Origin of the sequence: Leisingera sp. M658 (genome assembly GCF_025144145.1) — a bacterium.
Lineage (GTDB): Bacteria > Pseudomonadota > Alphaproteobacteria > Rhodobacterales > Rhodobacteraceae > Leisingera.
This window is the reverse complement of sequence record NZ_CP083546.1, coordinates 3,050,007-3,066,836: the sequence shown is the minus strand read 5'-3', so window position 1 is coordinate 3,066,836 and position 16,830 is coordinate 3,050,007. Positions and strand designations below refer to the sequence as shown.

Annotated in this window: 15 protein-coding genes; 7 read left to right on the top strand and 8 right to left on the bottom strand. The window is 62.2% G+C overall.

Going from position 1 to position 16,830, the window contains the following annotated elements; genetic code table 11:
• Positions 1 to 103: 103 nt before the first annotated feature.
• Positions 104 to 526: a group III truncated hemoglobin gene (locus K3724_RS15255; protein ID WP_259986722.1), complete on the bottom strand. Its 423-nt coding sequence runs from the start codon at positions 524 to 526 to the stop codon at positions 104 to 106.
• Between the two features lie 136 nt (positions 527 to 662).
• Between K3724_RS15255 and K3724_RS15250 the strand changes: the two genes are divergently transcribed.
• The 5 genes from K3724_RS15250 (at position 663) to K3724_RS15230 (ending at position 8,913) form a co-directional block, all read left to right on the top strand.
• Entirely contained in the window at positions 663 to 2,351 is a 1,689-nt protein-coding gene (locus K3724_RS15250) for a calcium-binding protein (RefSeq protein ID WP_259986721.1), read from the top strand.
• Positions 2,352 to 2,674: 323 nt separating this feature from the next.
• Positions 2,675 to 5,617, top strand: coding sequence for an isoleucine--tRNA ligase (gene ileS, locus K3724_RS15245; protein ID WP_259986720.1), 2,943 nt, complete (start codon positions 2,675 to 2,677; stop codon positions 5,615 to 5,617).
• Between the two features lie 234 nt (positions 5,618 to 5,851).
• Complete coding sequence (locus K3724_RS15240; RefSeq protein ID WP_259986719.1) at positions 5,852 to 6,646, top strand: hypothetical protein; 795 nt, start codon at positions 5,852 to 5,854, stop codon at positions 6,644 to 6,646.
• A 150-nt stretch (positions 6,647 to 6,796) separates the two neighbouring features.
• Entirely contained in the window at positions 6,797 to 7,876 is a 1,080-nt protein-coding gene (locus tag K3724_RS15235; RefSeq protein ID WP_259986718.1) for a transporter substrate-binding domain-containing protein, read from the top strand.
• A gap of 11 nt (positions 7,877 to 7,887) precedes the next feature.
• On the top strand, positions 7,888 to 8,913 hold the full coding sequence (locus K3724_RS15230; protein WP_259986717.1) for a transporter substrate-binding domain-containing protein: 1,026 nt from the start codon (positions 7,888 to 7,890) through the stop codon (positions 8,911 to 8,913).
• On the opposite strand, the gene K3724_RS15225 is transcribed toward K3724_RS15230, so the two are convergent.
• Both K3724_RS15225 and K3724_RS15220 read right to left on the bottom strand, forming a co-directional pair.
• Positions 8,870 to 9,223 carry a hypothetical protein gene (locus K3724_RS15225; RefSeq protein ID WP_259986716.1) on the bottom strand — a complete coding sequence of 118 codons (354 nt, stop codon included), beginning with the start codon at positions 9,221 to 9,223 and terminating at the stop codon, positions 8,870 to 8,872. The two genes, K3724_RS15230 and K3724_RS15225, sit on opposite strands and share 44 nt — an antisense overlap.
• Before the next feature lie 157 nt (positions 9,224 to 9,380).
• Positions 9,381 to 9,767, bottom strand: coding sequence for a hypothetical protein (locus K3724_RS15220; protein WP_259986715.1), 387 nt, complete (start codon positions 9,765 to 9,767; stop codon positions 9,381 to 9,383).
• A gap of 195 nt (positions 9,768 to 9,962) precedes the next feature.
• On the opposite strand from K3724_RS15220, the gene K3724_RS15215 reads away from it, so the two are divergent.
• The gene (locus K3724_RS15215; protein ID WP_259986714.1) at positions 9,963 to 10,415 is read left to right on the top strand and encodes a methylated-DNA--[protein]-cysteine S-methyltransferase; all 453 of its coding nucleotides are present in this window, start codon (positions 9,963 to 9,965) and stop codon (positions 10,413 to 10,415) included.
• A 112-nt stretch (positions 10,416 to 10,527) separates the two neighbouring features.
• On the opposite strand, the gene K3724_RS15210 is transcribed toward K3724_RS15215, so the two are convergent.
• From K3724_RS15210 to fsa, 5 genes are all read right to left on the bottom strand, one after another.
• Positions 10,528 to 11,238 (bottom strand): phosphatidylcholine/phosphatidylserine synthase, encoded by a 711-nt coding sequence (locus K3724_RS15210; protein WP_259986713.1) that lies wholly within the window; start codon positions 11,236 to 11,238, stop codon positions 10,528 to 10,530.
• A gap of 366 nt (positions 11,239 to 11,604) precedes the next feature.
• Positions 11,605 to 11,832 (bottom strand): GDCCVxC domain-containing (seleno)protein, encoded by a 228-nt coding sequence (locus tag K3724_RS15205; protein WP_259986712.1) that lies wholly within the window; start codon positions 11,830 to 11,832, stop codon positions 11,605 to 11,607.
• 51 nt (positions 11,833 to 11,883) lie between these two features.
• A complete protein-coding gene (locus K3724_RS15200) occupies positions 11,884 to 12,804 on the bottom strand; it encodes a tyrosine recombinase XerC (protein ID WP_259986711.1) in 921 nt (306 codons plus the stop codon).
• The gene (locus tag K3724_RS15195; protein WP_259986710.1) at positions 12,801 to 13,499 is read right to left on the bottom strand and encodes a DUF484 family protein; all 699 of its coding nucleotides are present in this window, start codon (positions 13,497 to 13,499) and stop codon (positions 12,801 to 12,803) included. Before K3724_RS15195 ends, K3724_RS15200 begins: the two co-directional genes overlap by 4 nt.
• A gap of 397 nt (positions 13,500 to 13,896) precedes the next feature.
• Positions 13,897 to 14,550, bottom strand: a complete 654-nt coding sequence (fsa, locus tag K3724_RS15190; RefSeq protein WP_259986709.1) for a fructose-6-phosphate aldolase — start codon at positions 14,548 to 14,550, stop codon at positions 13,897 to 13,899.
• 81 nt (positions 14,551 to 14,631) lie between these two features.
• Between fsa and K3724_RS15185 the strand changes: the two genes are divergently transcribed.
• Complete coding sequence (locus K3724_RS15185; protein ID WP_259992652.1) at positions 14,632 to 16,827, top strand: primosomal protein N'; 2,196 nt, start codon at positions 14,632 to 14,634, stop codon at positions 16,825 to 16,827.
• Positions 16,828 to 16,830 lie beyond the last annotated feature (3 nt).

The window sequence follows — 16,830 nt, the reverse complement described above, 5'->3', positions numbered from 1 at the left end:
GCGCTTCCAGGCTCATGCGCAGCATGAGCCATGCCCAAGGCCGCAAAGGTGTTCTGGCAAGGCCAGAACACCGGCAGGCACGGGAGCGCCCCGCTGGCGGTGCTCAGAACAGTTTCGGCGGCTGATCTGCGGGCTGGCGCATCGCCACGATGCCGGTGCGGAACCCTTCGCCGATCCGGTCGGCCAGGGCCCCCCATTGCAGCGCAGTGCGCTCCGGCAGTTCGGCCCGCAGCACCTCGTGAAACAGGCCCAGCCACAGCGGGAAATGTTCTGCTTTCACATCTGGCCGTGAGACATGCACCCGCATCGGGTTGCCGCTGTAGCTCCGCTCCCGCAGAATCGCATTGCGCCAGAAGCCCGCAATCTTTTCCTCATGCTCCACCCAATCGGCGACATGCGCGGCAAAGACCGGCCCCAGCACCTCATGGGTCCGCACGCGGGTGTAGAAGACGGCCACCACGCGCGAGATTTCCTTAGCGGTGATGTCAAACCGCGCCAGCGGGTTTGCGGTATCTGCGTCGGTCATTTCGGGCTCCTTTGACTGGCCGCGCTGATACCGGATTATGCAACTGGCTGCAAATTCCTGGCCGTTAATGAAGGCTTAACGACTTGTTAGCCTTTTAATTGAGATAAGGCGTGGCAGTACTAATTAAGGTTGAACTATGACTCTTGGAATTTCTCTGCAAGGAACCAGCGGTGCAGACACCCTGAACGGCACTTCTGACGATGATACGCTGATTGGTCTCGCAGGCGATGATCTGCTGCTAGGCGGTGCGGATGAAGACACACTGATTGGAGGAGACGGGAACGACACGCTGTACGGCGGGAACCATGCCGACTTTCTGGTCGGCAGTGACGGCAATGACTCGCTTTTCGGTGAAGAGAGTTCCGATACACTGGAAGGGGGCAAGGGTGATGACGTGCTGATGGGCGGCGGTGGCACAGATACGCTCATTTTGAGTTCAGCTGACGTTTATTTGAATGATACAGTCGACGGCGGCTCCTATGCCGATTTGCTGAAGCTGGAAAGGGGCTTGTATGACATCACCCTCAGCACGAATTTCTCTATGATATCCATTGAATTTGTGGATTCCGGGGGGCACGAGATTTTCCTGCAAAGCGGCGGCAATTACGACTTTTCGGACGTAACGTTTATGAACAGCGCCGTTGAGGATGATTCCCAGCTCACAGTCAGCGGCAATTTCAGCACAACAGTTGCCGGCAGCGGCGGGAATGACGCGATCACTGGCGGCAACGGTAACGATACTCTCGAAGGCAACTATGGGGCTGACACGCTTATCGGCGGTTCAGGCGATGACAGTCTGGTGGGGAGCCGGGGTGACGATTTACTGGAGGGTGACGGTGGCGATGATGTGCTGGTAGGCGGTGCGAACGAAGACACACTGTTTGGCGGGAACGGGAATGATATGCTGTACGGCGGGAACCATGCCGACTTGCTGATCGGAGGCGATGGCAATGACACGCTGTTAGGTGAAGAGAGTGCCGATACGCTGGAGGGAGGCGGCGGTGATGACGTTCTGATCGGCGGCAGTAACACGGATACTTTCATTTTGAGGTCTGGTGACGATAATCCTTCGAATGATACCATTGACGGCGGCTCCCATGCCGATTTGCTGAAGCTGGAAAAGGGCTTGTATAACATCACCCTCGGTTCGAGATTCTCTATGACAGACGTTGAATTTGTGGATTCCGGAGGGCACGAAATTTTCCTCGAAGGGAGCGGTAATCACGACTTTTCAGACGTGACGTTCATGAGGGGAGCTGTCGCGGAGGATTCGCAGCTCTTTGTTTCCAGCGGCGGGGGCGCTTCAGTCACAGGCAGCCGTGGGAACGACGCCATAACTGGCTACATCCGCGAGGATATCCTCGTAGGAAACCGCGGATCCGACACGCTGCATGGCGGTGCCGGGAATGACAGTCTGGACGGCGGCCATGATCAAGATTTGCTAGAGGGCCAAGGCGGCAATGACATGCTGCAGGGCGGTTCGGGCTTTGACGCGCTGTTCGGAGGTAATGGGAATGACACGCTGTTCGGCGGAAGCCACGACGACACACTGACAGGCGGTGCGGGCAATGACCAATTGACTGGAGATGGAGGCGCCGATCAGTTTGTGTACTCGGCCGGTCATGACACTGTCATGGATTTTGATAGAGGGCTGGATCAGCTAGCATTCGATCTTGCGGATTTTTCCGGCATCCACAATGCAGACGACCTTCTTGCGCTGGCTATGTCCGGGGCTGATGACAGCACCGTTTTCGATTTCGGCGGGAGCAGATCACTTACCATTTATGGAGATAGTGTTGCCATCGGGGACATCATCTTTATCTAACACCAGTTGCCGCTCGGGTAATGCGCACTGCACAGCCGGGTGATGATCTTCCGCCTGGTTTCCACGATCTGGGTCTGAAGAACATCCAGCACCGCCTGTCAAATCGTGCAGGCGGTGTTTTCCGTCAGCAGTGCCGTATCTGCCGCTTTACCCACCGGCGGGACCATCCTATAAGGCGTTCATGTCCCTATTCGCGGCCATCATTATTCGAATTATATCCCCGGCGCTCTGAAAGCATCGAGCCGCCGGGCAAAGGCGCTTGAGCCATCGCGCCGAACCGAATATCCCGATTTCCAGCCTTGATCATCCAAAGGACGCCCCAGATGTGCGCCGACACGCCCCAGACGCCTGACTACAAAGACACCCTGAACCTGCCGAAAACCGATTTCCCGATGCGCGCAGGCCTGCCCAAGCGCGAGCCTTCATGGCTGGAGCGCTGGGCGCAGATCGGGGTCTATGACCGCTTGCGTGACAAGGCCGCCGCAGCCAAGGGCAGTGACGCCGAGCGCCAGCCCTTCACCCTGCATGACGGCCCGCCCTATGCCAACGGCCATCTGCACATCGGCCACGCGCTGAACAAAACCATCAAGGACATGATCGTGCGCTCGCATCAGATGATGGGGTTTGACGCGCGCTATGTGCCGGGCTGGGACTGCCACGGCCTGCCGATTGAATGGAAGATCGAGGAGCAGTACCGCAAGAAGGGCAAGAACAAGGACGCGGTGCCGGTGGTTGAATTCCGCCAGGAATGCCGCGCCTTTGCCGATGCTTGGGTGGATATCCAGCGCGAGGAGTTCAAGCGGCTGGGCATCACCGGAAACTGGGATGATCCGTATCTGACCATGAACTACCACGCCGAAGCGGTGATCGCGGATGAGTTCATGAAATTCCTGATGAACGGCACGCTGTATCAGGGCTCGAAACCCGTGATGTGGTCGCCGGTCGAAAAAACCGCCCTGGCCGAGGCCGAGGTGGAGTACCACGACAAGGAAAGCTTCACCATCTGGGTGAAGTTCAAGGTGGCAGAGCCTGCTGATCACAAACTGGCCGGCGCCAATGTCGTGATCTGGACCACCACGCCCTGGACCATGCCATCGAATAAGGCCGTGGTCTACGGTGAAGAGATCGCCTATGGCCTCTATGAAGTCACCGGCACTCCGGATGAGTGCTGGGCTGCTGCGGGCGAGAAATACATCCTGGCCGACAATCTGGCGGCAGATGTGTTCAAACGCGCGCGCCTGGCTGAGGATCAGTACACCCGTGTGGCAAACGTTCCGGCCTCTGACCTGGCGGGCATCGGCCTGACCCACCCGCTGCACGGCGCAGAGGGCGGCAATGGCGAATGGGACGATATCCGCGACTTCCGCGCCGCTGATTTTGTGACCGATACCGAAGGCACCGGCTTTGTCCATTGCGCGCCGTCGCACGGGATGGAGGAATTCGAGCTCTACCGCGACCTCGGCATGCTGGAGCAGGTCATCACCTACAACGTGATGGACGACGGCGGCTTCCGCGCCGATCTGCCATTCTTTGGTGGCAAATACATCCTCAACCGCAAGGGCGGCGAGGGCGATGCCAACAAGGCAGTGATCGACAAGCTGACCGAGGTTGGCGGTCTGCTGGCACGCGGCAAGATCAAGCACAGCTACCCGCATTCCTGGCGCTCCAAGGCGCCGATCATCTACCGCAACACGCCGCAGTGGTTTGCCAGCGTTGACCGCAAAATGGACGACGGCATGGACCAGATGGGCGATACCATCCGCGAACGTGCGCTGCGCTCGATCGACGAGCTGGTGAAATGGTACCCGCAAACGGGGCGCAACCGCCTGCATTCGATGATCGAAAGCCGCCCCGACTGGGTGCTGAGCCGCCAGCGCGCCTGGGGCGTGCCGCTGACCTGCTTCACCAAAAAGGGTGCGCTGCCGACCGACGCGGGCTTCCTGCTGCGCAATGACGAGGTGAACAAGCGCATCGTGGCAGAGTTCGACGCGCATGGTGCGGATGTCTGGTACCAGGACGGCTTCAAGGCCAAGGTGCTGGATGGCATCGTTGATGCAGACGCCTATGATCAGGTGTTTGACGTGCTGGATGTATGGTTCGATAGTGGCTCGACCCACGCCTTTGTGCTGCGCGACCGCGAGGACGGCACCGAAGACGGCATTGCCGACGTATATATGGAGGGCACCGACCAGCACCGCGGCTGGTTCCACTCGTCCCTGCTGCAGGCCTGCGGCACCAAGGGGCGCGCACCTTACCGCAACGTGGTGACACACGGGTTCACGCTGGACGAGAAGGGCATGAAGATGTCCAAGTCGCTGGGCAACACCATCGTACCGGAAAAGATCGTGCAGCAGTACGGCGCCGATATCCTGCGCTTGTGGGTGGCCCAGACCGACTATACTTCGGACCAGCGGATCGGGCCGGAAATCCTGAAAGGCACTGCCGACAGCTACCGCCGCCTGCGCAACACCATGCGCTTCCTGCTGGGCAGCTTGAGTGATTTCACCGAGGAACAGCGCGTGGAGCCGGCGGATATGCCGGAGCTGGAGCAGTGGGTGCTGCACCGGCTGGCGGAACTCGACCACAAGGTGCGCACCGGCTATCAGACGTTTGATTTCCAGGGCGTGTTCTCGGCGGTGTTCAACTTTGCCACGGTGGATCTGTCGGCCTTCTATTTCGACGTTCGCAAGGATGCGCTCTATTGCGATGGCGACACCCTGAATGCCCGCGCCGCGCGCACGGTGCTGGATATCCTGTTCCACCGGCTGACCACATGGCTGGCACCGGTCCTGGTGTTCACTATGGAAGAGGTCTGGCTGGAAAAATACCCGGGCGAGGGCAGCTCAATCCATCTGCAGGACATTCCCAACACCCCCGCTGACTGGCTGAATGAGCCGCTGGCGGCGAAATGGTCCAAGATCCGCCAGGCCCGCCGGGTGGTGACGGCAGCGCTTGAAGTACAGCGCACCGACAAGGTGATCGGTGCCTCGCTTGAGGCCGCCCCGGTGGTGCATGTGCGCGACGGCGAGGCGCTGGAGGCGCTGAAATCGGTGAACTTTGCCGATATCTGCATTACCTCGGACATCATGCTGACCAATGATCCGGCCCCGGCCGAAGCATTCCGTATGCCCGAGGTCGACGGTGTTTCGGTGGTGTTTGAGAAAGCTGACGGCGGCAAGTGCCAGCGTTGCTGGAAGATCCTGCCGGATGTGGGCAATCACGTCCATGACGGTGTTTGCGGCCGCTGCGATAGCGCGCTGGGATAACCCGGCCTTCAGCTTTGGCTTGTGTGTGGCGCCCGGCTTAATTGCCGGGCGTTATCATTTTTGCGCTATTGTTGCGGGATTTCCTGCACTTTTTCCGGGTGCGGCCTTGTGTATTGGCAAATTGAATTCCTCTAGATGTTGACCGGTTTTCTACAATTGGTTAAGAATTCGTTAATTCCATGTGGGTTTTCAGCCGACTTAAAAATATGGCATGGGGCAGGGGGGCAGTTTATTATGCTGAAGCGGAAAGCGGACGCGCAACCGGCGGGTGAGCCGGGCAAGCCGCGCAGTGCATCTATCCGGATTGACGGGGTATCGGCCCCAAAGAATATGAAAATCGGGCTGGTCGCGGACAGCTCCGGGCCAAAGCCGGAACCCGCGGCAGCAATTGCAAAGCCTGCCGCGCCCAAAACCGCTGCTGTCAAAACGGCCAATTCCGCCAAGACGGCGAAACCTGCCAGTGCCGCGGCGGATCAACAGAAAGTTGTGCCAGGCCCGCAGCCCTTTGCACCGGTTCCCGCGAACGGTGGCAGTGCGCTGCCAAAGCTGGGCCTTGCGGCAGCCGGCCTGGCGGTGGCGGCGGCGATGCTTTTGTATTTCCAATTCAGCGGCGGAACCCCGGTAGAAACAGCTGAGCAGGCCAGCCTGCAAGCGGCGGCAGAAGCGGAGCCCTCTGCCGGTAGCGTGCAGCCGGCCGGTGCCGCTGCGGCGGGGGGGCTGCAGAAGGACGGTACCGGCGGCGAAGACGCCATGGTCGCCCGCATCACTGCCGGAACCCTGGCCGCGCTGCGCAGCAAGCAGGCAAATCCGGAAAGCCTGAACCAGGCGGCAGCTGCGGCCCCGGCGGCAGGAACTGCGCTCTACAAGATGGTGCTGACCGCCGCGGCCCAGGGCCAGTCCGAAGCCTATATCGACCAGCTGGTGAACGGCGCTTATGAGCGCAAGGAAATCACCGTGCCCGCCAGCCTGATCGGGGCTGACGGGCGGGTTGATACGGCGACGCTGCTGGCCCTGTTTGTCGGCAACTGATTTTTTTTGCTCCGGCGGCTGCGCCGGGGCCGTTCCCGTTTGCCCCTTGGGCGCGCTGCCGGTGCAGGCCGGGGACCTCTCATAACAACCAGAACGACGGGCGCTGCAGACCGGAACCGGCTGCGGTGCAGACTATTTCCCGGGGGGACTATGAAGACATACATTGCAGCCGCTGCTATGGGCCTGTTTGCCTTTGCAGCCAATTCTGCTGCGGCTGAGACTTGCGGCGGAGTCTATTCCGTGCAGCCGGGCGACAGCCTGTCGGTGATCGCTGACAAGCTGTATAAGGATGCGGGCAAATGGAGCGCGATCCACAGCCGCAACATTGATACCATTGGCCCCAAGCCCAGTGCCCTGCGCGTCGGCATGAAGCTGTCGCTGGCCTGTCTTGAGGGCCTGCCCCTAGGTCTGGAAGGCGGCAAGGAAATCTCTGCCAGCGTGCCTGTGGCTGCCAAACCGGTGCAGATCGCCTCAGGCAGCGCCGAGGTGCGACACCGCATCAACCTGCTGACTGCGGATGACTTTGCCCCCTTTACCGGCAAGGACCTGCACAACGGCGGCATGATGACCGACGTGCTGAACGCGGCAATGCGCCATGCCAATCCTGAGCAGGGATACGCCGTTCATTGGGTCGACCTGTGGACGGCGCATGAAGAGCCGCTGCTGTCCAATGCGCTGCTGGACGCGGGCTTCCCCTGGTACAAGCCGGATTGCGGAAACAACCCCGAAGAACCGCGCTGCAAGAACTTCCTGTTCTCGGACCCGCTGTTCGAAGTGCTGGTGCTGATGTTCACCGACAAGGCGCGGCCCCTGACCTTCACCAAGGACGAAGACCTGTTCGGCAAGACATTCTGCCGCCCGCAGGGCTATGAGACCTATCTGTTCGAACAGCAGGGCCGCCACTGGCTGCGCGACGGCAAGGTTGAGGTGGTGCAACCGCTGACCACAGCCGAATGCTACGAGATGGTGCTGGCGGGCAAGGCGGATGCGGTCGTAATGAACGAATTCACCGGCCGCGCGCAGATCAAGGAGCTGGGCCTGTCGGACCGCTTTGACGCGGTGCCCGAACCGATCTCGATCCAGGCGCTGCACGTGATCGTCCACAAGACCCACCCCCAGGCAAAGCAGCTGATGCAGATGGTCAACGCGTCGCTGCAGGGTATCCGCGAGGACGGCACCTATCAGGCGATCATCGAAGACCACATGGCCCGGGTCTGGGCCGGATTTTGAGGGGGAAGAGCATGCTGAACAGCTTCTGCCGCCGCTTGCTGGGCTTAGGCGCGCTGCTGGGGCTGCTGCCCTCGGCGGCCCTGGCGATCTGCGATGTGGATTATGTCGTGCAGCCGGGGGACAACCTGTTTTCGATCGCCGAGACCCATTACGGCGACCGCGAACGCTGGACCATGATTTACTACCGCAACCAGGATGTTCTTGTAGGATCGTCGGTGGTGCCGGGCCGCAAACTGCAGATCCCCTGCATCAAACAGGCGACCGCCCCGGACGCCACCCCGCTGCGCAGGCAGGAGGCAGAGATGACGCTGCTGACCGGCGGCGGCTATGCGCCCTTTACCGACCGCGGGCTGCCGGGCCAGGGCATGGTGACCGAGCTGGTCAATGCGGCGCTGGAACTGGCGCCTTCGCCGGTGTCTTATGCGATCAACTGGGAGGACGACTGGTCCAAGCATCTGTTTCCGATGCTGGACCAAAAGGAGTTCGATATGGGCTTCCCTTGGTTCAAGCCCGATTGCGCGGCAGAGCCGGACAACGAGCGCTGCGTGAACTTTCACTTTTCCGAACCGGTGATGGCGCTGCCAATCATGCTGTTTGTGCGGGTTGAGGATCAGTTCGCCTATGCAGACGACAAGGATATCGAGGGCAAGACCCTGTGCCGTCCCAAAGGCTATTTCACCCACGATTTGAACCGGCAGGGGCGCCGCTGGCTGGATGACGGCAAGATCACCCTGGTGCAGCCGCAATCACCGGCCGACTGTTTCCGCATGGTGTCCGAGGGGCAGGTGGATGCGGTGGCGGTGAACCTGTTCCTGGGCGCCAGCACGATTGTCCGGGAAGGTCTGCGCGACACTGTGCTGCCGCTGGAAAAACCGCTGTCCGAAGAGGGCTTGCACGTGGTGATTTCCAAGCGTCACTGGCGCGGCACGTCGCATCTGTACCGGATCAACGCAGGCCTGAAAAAGCTCCGTGACAGCGGCCGCTTCGAGGAAATCATGTCACGCCATCTGGAACTGTTCTGGGCTCAGCTGCAGTAATTTCAGGCCGCCATGCCGACACGGACCTGGCGGCCTCATAGCCATGATAAGCAGCTTCGGATCCCGCCTCGGGATGCGGGTCTTGCCCCGCACGTTGCAGCAGCAGATGGGCAGCCAGAACGTCGTTTTCCTGAAACAGGGCCGGTATCCGGTCTGTATCGCGCTGGTTTCCTCCCGCCCGGATACGGCGGCTGCCCTGATCGCCGGGCGGATCTTGCGAATGGCCGTCCGGGTGCCGCTCACGCGGACTGGTGCTGGCAGATTCGCTGCGCTCCGGATCGTCCGAGCGGACAACCGGGCGGGCGGTCAAAAGACCGCGGTTCGGTTTGGCAGGATTAACCCGTCCTGATACTGGTATAAACATTGAGCGGAACCTTCGCGGTGGCTGAGAACCGGTCTTGCAGAAAAGTTAACATAGCGTGTTTAACAGCGGGTTAATGCAGTCCGCAGCGCGTCGGGAGAGTGGATCAGCCGGTGATGCGCCGGGCTTTGGCATACTGGTTTTCCGCCTCCAGGGCACTGACCGGCTTGGGGCCGGCCTGGCAGCCGCTGGCCAGATCCAGGAAATAGGCGGCCATGTCGATACCATTCATCTGCCTGAGGTCCAGCGCCGCGGTGCGGGCTGCTGCGCGGGCAGGGCCGACGTACTGGGCTGTCAGGGCATCCGGCCGTTCACCGCTCAGCGCCTGTTCCCGGGCCGCGGCCCGGGCGAGCCCTTGGGCAGTGCCCTCGATCAGCGGTGCATCCGCCGGCTGGCCGCCTGCTTGCGCGACTGCGGGCTGGCGCTGATAGGCGGCCTGCATCTGTTTCATGCTGTTGTACAGACTGGCGGTGCTGGAAACTGCAGTAATCATCTTGCTGACCTTTAGGATCGTTCTTGATGCTCACTTTATTATAATTTGATGCAATGTGGCGGCGAAACCTTAACACTGGTTAACATGGTGTTAATGCGGTGCTGCGGGGGTGCGGCCAGCCGGTCGGAGACGCCCTTGCCTCTGATGCCATTCCTGCAGAAGATGCACAGGCAGAAGACGCTCCGGGGAGGACCCATGATTTCAGCGAGCCTTGATACACCCGTGGGTGCGCTCAGCGTGACAGAGCGGGACGGCGCCATTGTGCGCCTTGCCTGGTCAGCTCAGGCGGACGGGCAGTCGGCGCTTTTGGACCGCGCGCTGGCACAGTTGCGTGCCTACTTTTCCGGTGAACTGACGGCCTTCGATTTGCCGCTGTTTGTAGAGGGCTCGGACTTTCAGCGCGCGGTCTGTGATGCGATGCTGGCAATCCCGCTTGGCGAAACCCGCACTTATGGAGAAATCGCCAAGGATCTCGGCGCCCCGCCGCAGCCGGTTGGCAATGCTTGCGGCGCCAATCCGATCCCGGTGATCATTCCCTGCCACCGGGTGCTGAGCGCCACGGGACTGGGCGGCTTTTCGGGCCAGGGCGGGGTCGAAACCAAAGTCGCGCTTTTGAAACATGAAGGCGCTGCGGGCCTGCTGATCTGAACGCAGGGTCCAGCCTGCAGCGCTGCTGCAGCTTCTTCTGGCTGGAAGTATCCCGGGGTGAATGCATCCTGCCAGGGACGCAGAGGGGCAGCGCCCCTCTGTCAGCTACGCATCAAACCGCTGTGGATTTGCGCCGCCGTTCCGGCGCGATCTGCTGGGCAATGCCGACAAACAGCAGGTAGACCGACGTCACCACCAACCCCCAATGCGCCCAGCTGGCGGGGTGGAAATCAACCCAGGCGGCCCAGCCGGCAAAGAAGGTCCAGGCGAGCGCCATGGGCAATGACACCTTGCGCCAGCGCGCGGTGCGCACCGGGTGAATGAACTTCAGCGGCAGGAACATAGCGGCGGACAGCAGGGTCACCAGCACCAGGATGGTCCAATGGCTCGGCTCCAGCGCAAAGATCACCAGCACCAGCATATTCCAGCAGCCGGGAAAGCCGGCAAAGGAATTGTCCTTGGTCTTCATTCTTGTGTCAGCAAAATACATCGCGCTGCCAAAGGTGATGACGATGATTGCAAACCAGCCGGTCCAGCCTGCCATCAATCCCGATTGGAACAGCGCAAAGGCCGGAATGAAAACATAGGTCAGGTAGTCGATGATCAGATCCAGCAGCACCCCGTCGAATTCCGGCGAGTAGCGTTTGACATGGTAATGCCGGGCCAGCGGGCCGTCGACGCCGTCAACGGCAAATGCAATCACCAGCCAGACAAACATCAGGCTCCACTTGCCGTCCGCCGCTGCCAGCATCGCCAGCATGGCGAACACGGCACCGGTTGCAGTCAGCAGATGAACGGAGAGGGCGCGGATCTGAGGTGTCATGCGCCCCTGATGGCGAATTTGGCCGAATCCCGCAAGCATTCAATGCAGCTTTGGGCGGAAATCCGTACCGTTGGAGAACTGGATGCGGGCCATGCGCTGGCCAAAGGGGGCAGGCGCTGTAATGTCAGGCGAGGAAAAGGGGGCTTTGGAAGGTATATCGCGTGCCCGCTCCCAGGGGTGCGTCCCGGGCGGCGGGGCAGGGGCCGCAGGGGCGCCATCGGCAAACAAGGCTGAATAGCCGTTACAGGTCATAGCAGAATCCTTTCTGGATCGGTTTCTGCCATCAAGCCCGCGGCGCCTTAACAGCAGCTTTCCCGCCGCCGTGAAAATAGAGCGCATTTTAGCGAATGCACATGCGCGGCCGCGCTAGCCGCAGCAGTTTCTGCCTGTCTGTACCGGCGGGCAGGGGATGCTGCCATAGGAGCAGAAAACGCAGCAATCCCCATGTTTTGGCCGCAGCAGGGCGCTGCAGGCCGGGCATTCATGAAACCATTGGCAGGCGTCTTGCGGCATCTCTTCTGCGGCCTCATGCCCGCAAGCAGGGCAGGTAAGAACACTGGTCAGGACGGGTTTTTCAGGGTCAGTTGCAGACATTCGGCAGGCCTCCCTGGCTTCAGCAAAACCCAGCCAGGACCTGGGGTCAAGTCATGCCTTTGGGTGGGTCCGCATGTAGACGTCCATCAGATGCGTGGTATCCACCGCCGTATAGGCCTGAGTGGTCGACAGGGACGCGTGCCCCAGCAACTCCTGAATGGCCCGCAAATCGCCGCCGGCCTCCAGCAGGTGGGTGGCAAAGCTGTGGCGCAGCGCGTGCGGTGTTGCCGTCGCGGGCAGCCCCAGCTGGGCGCGGGTCCGGGCCATCACCCCTTGGATCTGGCGCGGGTTCAGCGCCCCGCCCCGCACACCGCGGAACAGCGGTGCTTGCGCCTCCTGCGGATGCGGGCAGAGCGCAAGGTAGCGGTCCACCGAGTCGCGCGCTGCTGGCAGAACCGGCACAATCCGCTCCTTTTTACCCTTGCCCAGAATACGCAGCACCGGCGGCAGCGGCGCGTCGGAGCCCGTCAGGTTCAGTGCTTCTGAGATCCGCAACCCGCAGCCGTAAAGCAGTGTCACTACCGCCACGTCGCGGGCTGCAACCCAATCGGTCTGCGATTGCAGCTCCACCGTTTCCAGCACCGCCTTGGCGGCATCCGGCGCCAGCGGGCGGGGCAGTTTCTTTTGGAATTTCGGCGCCCTGGCAGAAAGCACCGCGGCAGGCTCAAACCCTTCGCGCTCCGCCAGCCAGCGGTAAAAGGTTTTCACTGCCGATAGCTTGCGCGCCAGCGAGCGGGCACCGGTGCCCGAACCGCGCTCCGAGGCCATCCAGGCACGCATATCGGCAGTGGTGATCCGCGCCAGAGCACCCAGCCCTTGCGGGCCGCCGGAGTGTCCGGTCATGAAGGCCAGGAAAGCGCTGACATCGCTGCGGTAGGCAGCCAGCGTGTTGGCCGAGGCGGCCTCCAGCCCGCCCAAGCGCTCCAGCCAGAGCTGCAGGGCATCGCGGCAGGCCGGGGAGATCAATGTCATGACAGCCAGCAGCGCATCGCGCGTTCAAAGACGCCGGCAAAGAAAGCGAGCAGATCGGTGCCCTGCATCGGCGAGAACTGATGCGGGTCTTCGGACCCCATCACCAGCATGCCGGGCAGGCGGCCTTCGCCCAGATCCAGCATCAGGCAGGCCTCGGAGCGGATCCATTCGGCTTTTGCCCCATAAACACGCGGGCTGCCGCCCTGGGTCTGGCGCAGGGTCACAATGCGCTGGCTGCGGGGCTGGCCGGCATAGCTTTCGGTGAAGCCGGGGCCTGACAGCTTCAGGGCGCCGGACTTGCGTTCAATCTCGGCCCCGCCGGGCTGGGCGGTCTCGAGCACCAGCGCCAGGGACTGCACGCGCAGGATCTCCGGCATATCCTGTTCCAGGCAGGCCAGAAAGCCGGTAAAGCCCTGCGGTTCCAGCAACCGCAGCACGGCGCGGTGGATCAGGTTGGTGCCGGCCAGATTGTCATAGGCCGCGGCAATCACCGAGCGGTGGGTATCCTCCAGCCGGTCGAGCCGCGCCGCCATCCGCTCCATCGCGATGCCGCGCAGATCAACAACGTTGGAGCCCATTGCCCGCTCATTGGCGGCGACAAGGGCATTCATCAGGTGCTGGTCTTGCAGCACGGCGTCGGGTTTGGCGAGGATCGCCTCGCGCAACTGGGTTTCCAGGTTGGCTGAACTGCTCATGTCAATAACTCTTGCGGATCCGGACCTCTGACGGGTTTGGTGACGTGTATAGCATGGGAACCGGGCTTTGCTGCGGAAAAATGCAGTTGCAGCGGAAATTGCAGCGGCGGCGCTGCTCCCGCCCGCCGGCAGTGCATTGGCATGCACAGCGTCCGTTGGGCGGGGCGCCGGGCAGAGTGCCCGGCGCGGCGGCGTGAAACGCCGCTGCAGCGCGCCGCAGGCGCGCTGCAGGGCCCAAGACCCCATGCGGTCCGGCGTCAGCCGGGGAGTGCGGGGACGCGGGAGTGCTTCGCTGCGGTTATGAAGGCGCAGGTAAAAACACTGGTAGAAAAGTTCGCAAAGAAAAAGGCGCCTCGATCAGGGGCGCCTTTCCCGGTCCTGGATCCGCTAAACGGGATCAGAGGATCTTGATCTCCGCCGCCTTGATATCGGCAAGGAACGCATCCAGGCCTTTGTCGGTCAGCGGGTGGTTCACCATCGACTTAATCACCGCCGGCGGCGCGGTGATCACATCGGCGCCGATGCGGGCCGAGTCCAGCACGTGGTTCACCGAACGGATCGAGGCGGCCAGGATCTGGGTCTCAAAGCCATAGTTGTCATAGATGGTGCGGATGTCTTCGATCACTTCCATACCGTCCAGGTTGATATCATCCAAACGCCCGATGAAGGGGGAGATGAAGGTGGCACCCGCCTTGGCCGCCAGCAGCGCCTGATTGGCAGAGAAGCACAGGGTCACGTTCACCATGTGGCCGTCGCCGGACAGGGTTTTGCAGGCTTTCAGGCCATCCCAGGTCAGCGGCACCTTGACGGCGATGTTTTCGGCGATCTCCACCAGCTTGCGGCCTTCGGCGATCATCGTCTCGGCATCGGTTGCGGTGACTTCTGCCGATACCGGGCCGTCGACCAGGTTGCAGATTTCCTTGGTCACTTCGATGATGTCGCGGCCGGATTTCTTGATCAGCGACGGGTTGGTTGTGACACCGTCCACCATGCCCAGATCGTTCAGCTCGGCAATCGCGTCGATCTCGGCGGTATCTACGAAGAATTTCATGGGGCAGTCCTTTGGATGGGTTGGCCTCTGTCGCTTCTGCCTTTACCTCATGGGATTACGGGCGGCAACATGGGCAGCAGCATGAGCGGGCAGGAGTTCTTTCAGGCAGGCGAACGGGTCGGGGTGCTGACCACGCAACCCCTTGACCGGCTTTTGGATTACCGCGCACCGGAGGGCGGCTGTTTCCTTGGCGCCTATGTCGAGGTGCCGCTGGGGCCGCGCAAGGTTCTGGGCGTGGTCTGGGGACCGGGTGCGGGCGATTTCGATTCGGCCAAGCTGCGTGCGGTGATCCGGGTTCTGGACGTGGCCCCGATGCGGACCGAGATGCGCCAGTTTTTGGGCAAGGCCGCCGACTACACGCTGACGCCCATGCCCGCCATGCTGCGGCTGGCGACCCGCGCGCCGGGGCTTTCCGATCCGCCCTCAATGCGCAAAATCCTGCGCCGGGGCGAGGGCATGCCCGACCGGATGACCGAGGCCCGAACAAGGGTGCTGGAGGTGCTGGAGGAGTATGGCGGCCTCGCCTTCACCCCGCGCGAGCTGGCGGATATGGCCGATGTGACGCCCTCGGTGGTGAAAGGGCTGGTAAAGCAGGGCGCCCTGCGCAAGGAGGAGGCGCCGCGTGACACGCCTTATCCGCTGCTGGACCCGGAGCTGCCCGGCAAACAGCTGACCGAGGATCAGGCAAGTGCCGCCGCCGCACTGGCCGAAGGCGTCCACAGCGGGCGCTACGGCACCACGCTGCTGAAGGGCGTCACCGGTTCCGGCAAGACCGAGGTATATTTGGAAGCGGTCGCCGCCGCCCTGCGCGCCGGGCGGCAGGCGCTGGTGCTGCTGCCGGAGATTGCGCTGACCGCGGAATTCCTGACCCGGGTGGAGGCGCGGTTCGGGGCCAATCCTGCCGAATGGCATTCCGGCGCCACCATGACCGAACGCCGCCGGGTGTGGAAAATGGTCGGGCAGGGGGCGGCGCAGCTGGTGATTGGGGCGCGTTCGGCCCTGTTTCTGCCGTTCCGTGATCTGGGCCTGATCATCGTTGATGAGGAGCACGACACCTCCTACAAGCAGGAAGACGGGGTGCTTTATAACGCCCGCGACATGGCGGTGCTGCGGGCGGCGATGTGCTCGGCGCAGGTGGTGCTGGCCTCCGCCACACCCAGCCTGGAAAGCTGGGCCAACGCTGAGGCGGGCAAATACAAACGCTTGGATCTGACCGCGCGCTTTGGCGCGGCGGTGCTGCCGGAGATGCGCAGCGTCGATATGCGGTCCGAGGATCTGCTGCCCTCGACCTGGATCTCGCCCACTCTGAAACAGGCGATGAAACTGCGGATGGAACGGGGCGAACAATCGCTGCTGTTCCTGAACCGCCGCGGCTTTGCGCCGGTTACCATCTGCCGCGCCTGCGGCGCCCAGGTGGCCTGCGATCATTGCGACGCGCGCATGGTGGAGCACCGTTTTATGAAACGGCTGATGTGCCACCAATGCGGCGAGACCAAACCGGTGCCGGAGGCCTGCCCGTCCTGCGAGGTGGAGGGCAAGATGGCCCCCGTCGGCCCTGGCATTGAACGGCTGGCGGAGGAAGCCACTGCCCTGTTCCCCGAGGCCCGGATTGCGGTTCTCAGCTCCGACCTCTTCGGCTCCGCCCGTGCCCTGAAGAGCCGGATCGAGGAAATTGCGAAAGGGGAGGCGGACATCATCCTCGGCACTCAGCTGGTGGCTAAGGGACACAACTTCCCAATGCTGACACTGGTGGGGGTGATCGACGCCGATCTGGGCCTGCAAGGCTCTGACCTGCGTGCAGCTGAACGCACCTTTCAGCTGATGCGCCAGGTGGCGGGCCGGGCCGGGCGGGCAGAGAGGCCCGGCGAAGCATTGATGCAGACCTTTCAGCCTGAACACCCGGTGATCCGGGCAATTCTGTCGGGGGACGAGGAGAGCTTCTGGAAGGCCGAGGCTGCTGAGCGCCAGGCCGCCGGCGTGCCGCCTTATGGGCGGATGGCGGGTATCATTCTGTCGGGGCCGGACCTGGCAGCAGTCTTTGACCTGGGCAATGCGATGGCCCGCAACGACGGTCCGTTGCGCCAGATCGGTGCCCAGGTATTCGGGCCGGCCCCAGCGCCCATCGCCCGCGTCCGCGGCCGCCACCGGGTACGGCTGCTGATCAAGGCGGCAAAGGGCGTGCCGTTGCAAGCGGCGATCGCCCGCTGGACCGCGCCCTTGCGTCTCAAAGGGGACTTGCGCCTGAGCATTGATATTGATCCTCAGAGTTTCTTTTGATGC

What these genes read in the sequence shown, in the direction of transcription:
- K3724_RS15195 (WP_259986710.1), bottom strand. Translation starts at nt 13,499, where the DNA reads ATGAGCAGTTCAGCCAACCTGGAAACCCAGTTGCGCGAGGCGATCCTC.
- K3724_RS15200 (WP_259986711.1), bottom strand. Translation starts at nt 12,804, where the DNA reads ATGACATTGATCTCCCCGGCCTGCCGCGATGCCCTGCAGCTCTGGCTG.
- K3724_RS15215 (WP_259986714.1), top strand. Translation starts at nt 9,963, where the DNA reads ATGATTTCAGCGAGCCTTGATACACCCGTGGGTGCGCTCAGCGTGACA.
- K3724_RS15255 (WP_259986722.1), bottom strand. Translation starts at nt 526, where the DNA reads ATGACCGACGCAGATACCGCAAACCCGCTGGCGCGGTTTGACATCACC.
- K3724_RS15185 (WP_259992652.1), top strand. Translation starts at nt 14,632, where the DNA reads ATGAGCGGGCAGGAGTTCTTTCAGGCAGGCGAACGGGTCGGGGTGCTG.
- K3724_RS15210 (WP_259986713.1), bottom strand. Translation starts at nt 11,238, where the DNA reads ATGACACCTCAGATCCGCGCCCTCTCCGTTCATCTGCTGACTGCAACC.
- K3724_RS15235 (WP_259986718.1), top strand. Translation starts at nt 6,797, where the DNA reads ATGAAGACATACATTGCAGCCGCTGCTATGGGCCTGTTTGCCTTTGCA.
- K3724_RS15220 (WP_259986715.1), bottom strand. Translation starts at nt 9,767, where the DNA reads ATGATTACTGCAGTTTCCAGCACCGCCAGTCTGTACAACAGCATGAAA.
- fsa (WP_259986709.1), bottom strand. Translation starts at nt 14,550, where the DNA reads ATGAAATTCTTCGTAGATACCGCCGAGATCGACGCGATTGCCGAGCTG.
- K3724_RS15240 (WP_259986719.1), top strand. Translation starts at nt 5,852, where the DNA reads ATGCTGAAGCGGAAAGCGGACGCGCAACCGGCGGGTGAGCCGGGCAAG.
- K3724_RS15230 (WP_259986717.1), top strand. Translation starts at nt 7,888, where the DNA reads ATGCTGAACAGCTTCTGCCGCCGCTTGCTGGGCTTAGGCGCGCTGCTG.
- K3724_RS15205 (WP_259986712.1), bottom strand. Translation starts at nt 11,832, where the DNA reads ATGTCTGCAACTGACCCTGAAAAACCCGTCCTGACCAGTGTTCTTACC.
- K3724_RS15250 (WP_259986721.1), top strand. Translation starts at nt 663, where the DNA reads ATGACTCTTGGAATTTCTCTGCAAGGAACCAGCGGTGCAGACACCCTG.
- ileS (WP_259986720.1), top strand. Translation starts at nt 2,675, where the DNA reads ATGTGCGCCGACACGCCCCAGACGCCTGACTACAAAGACACCCTGAAC.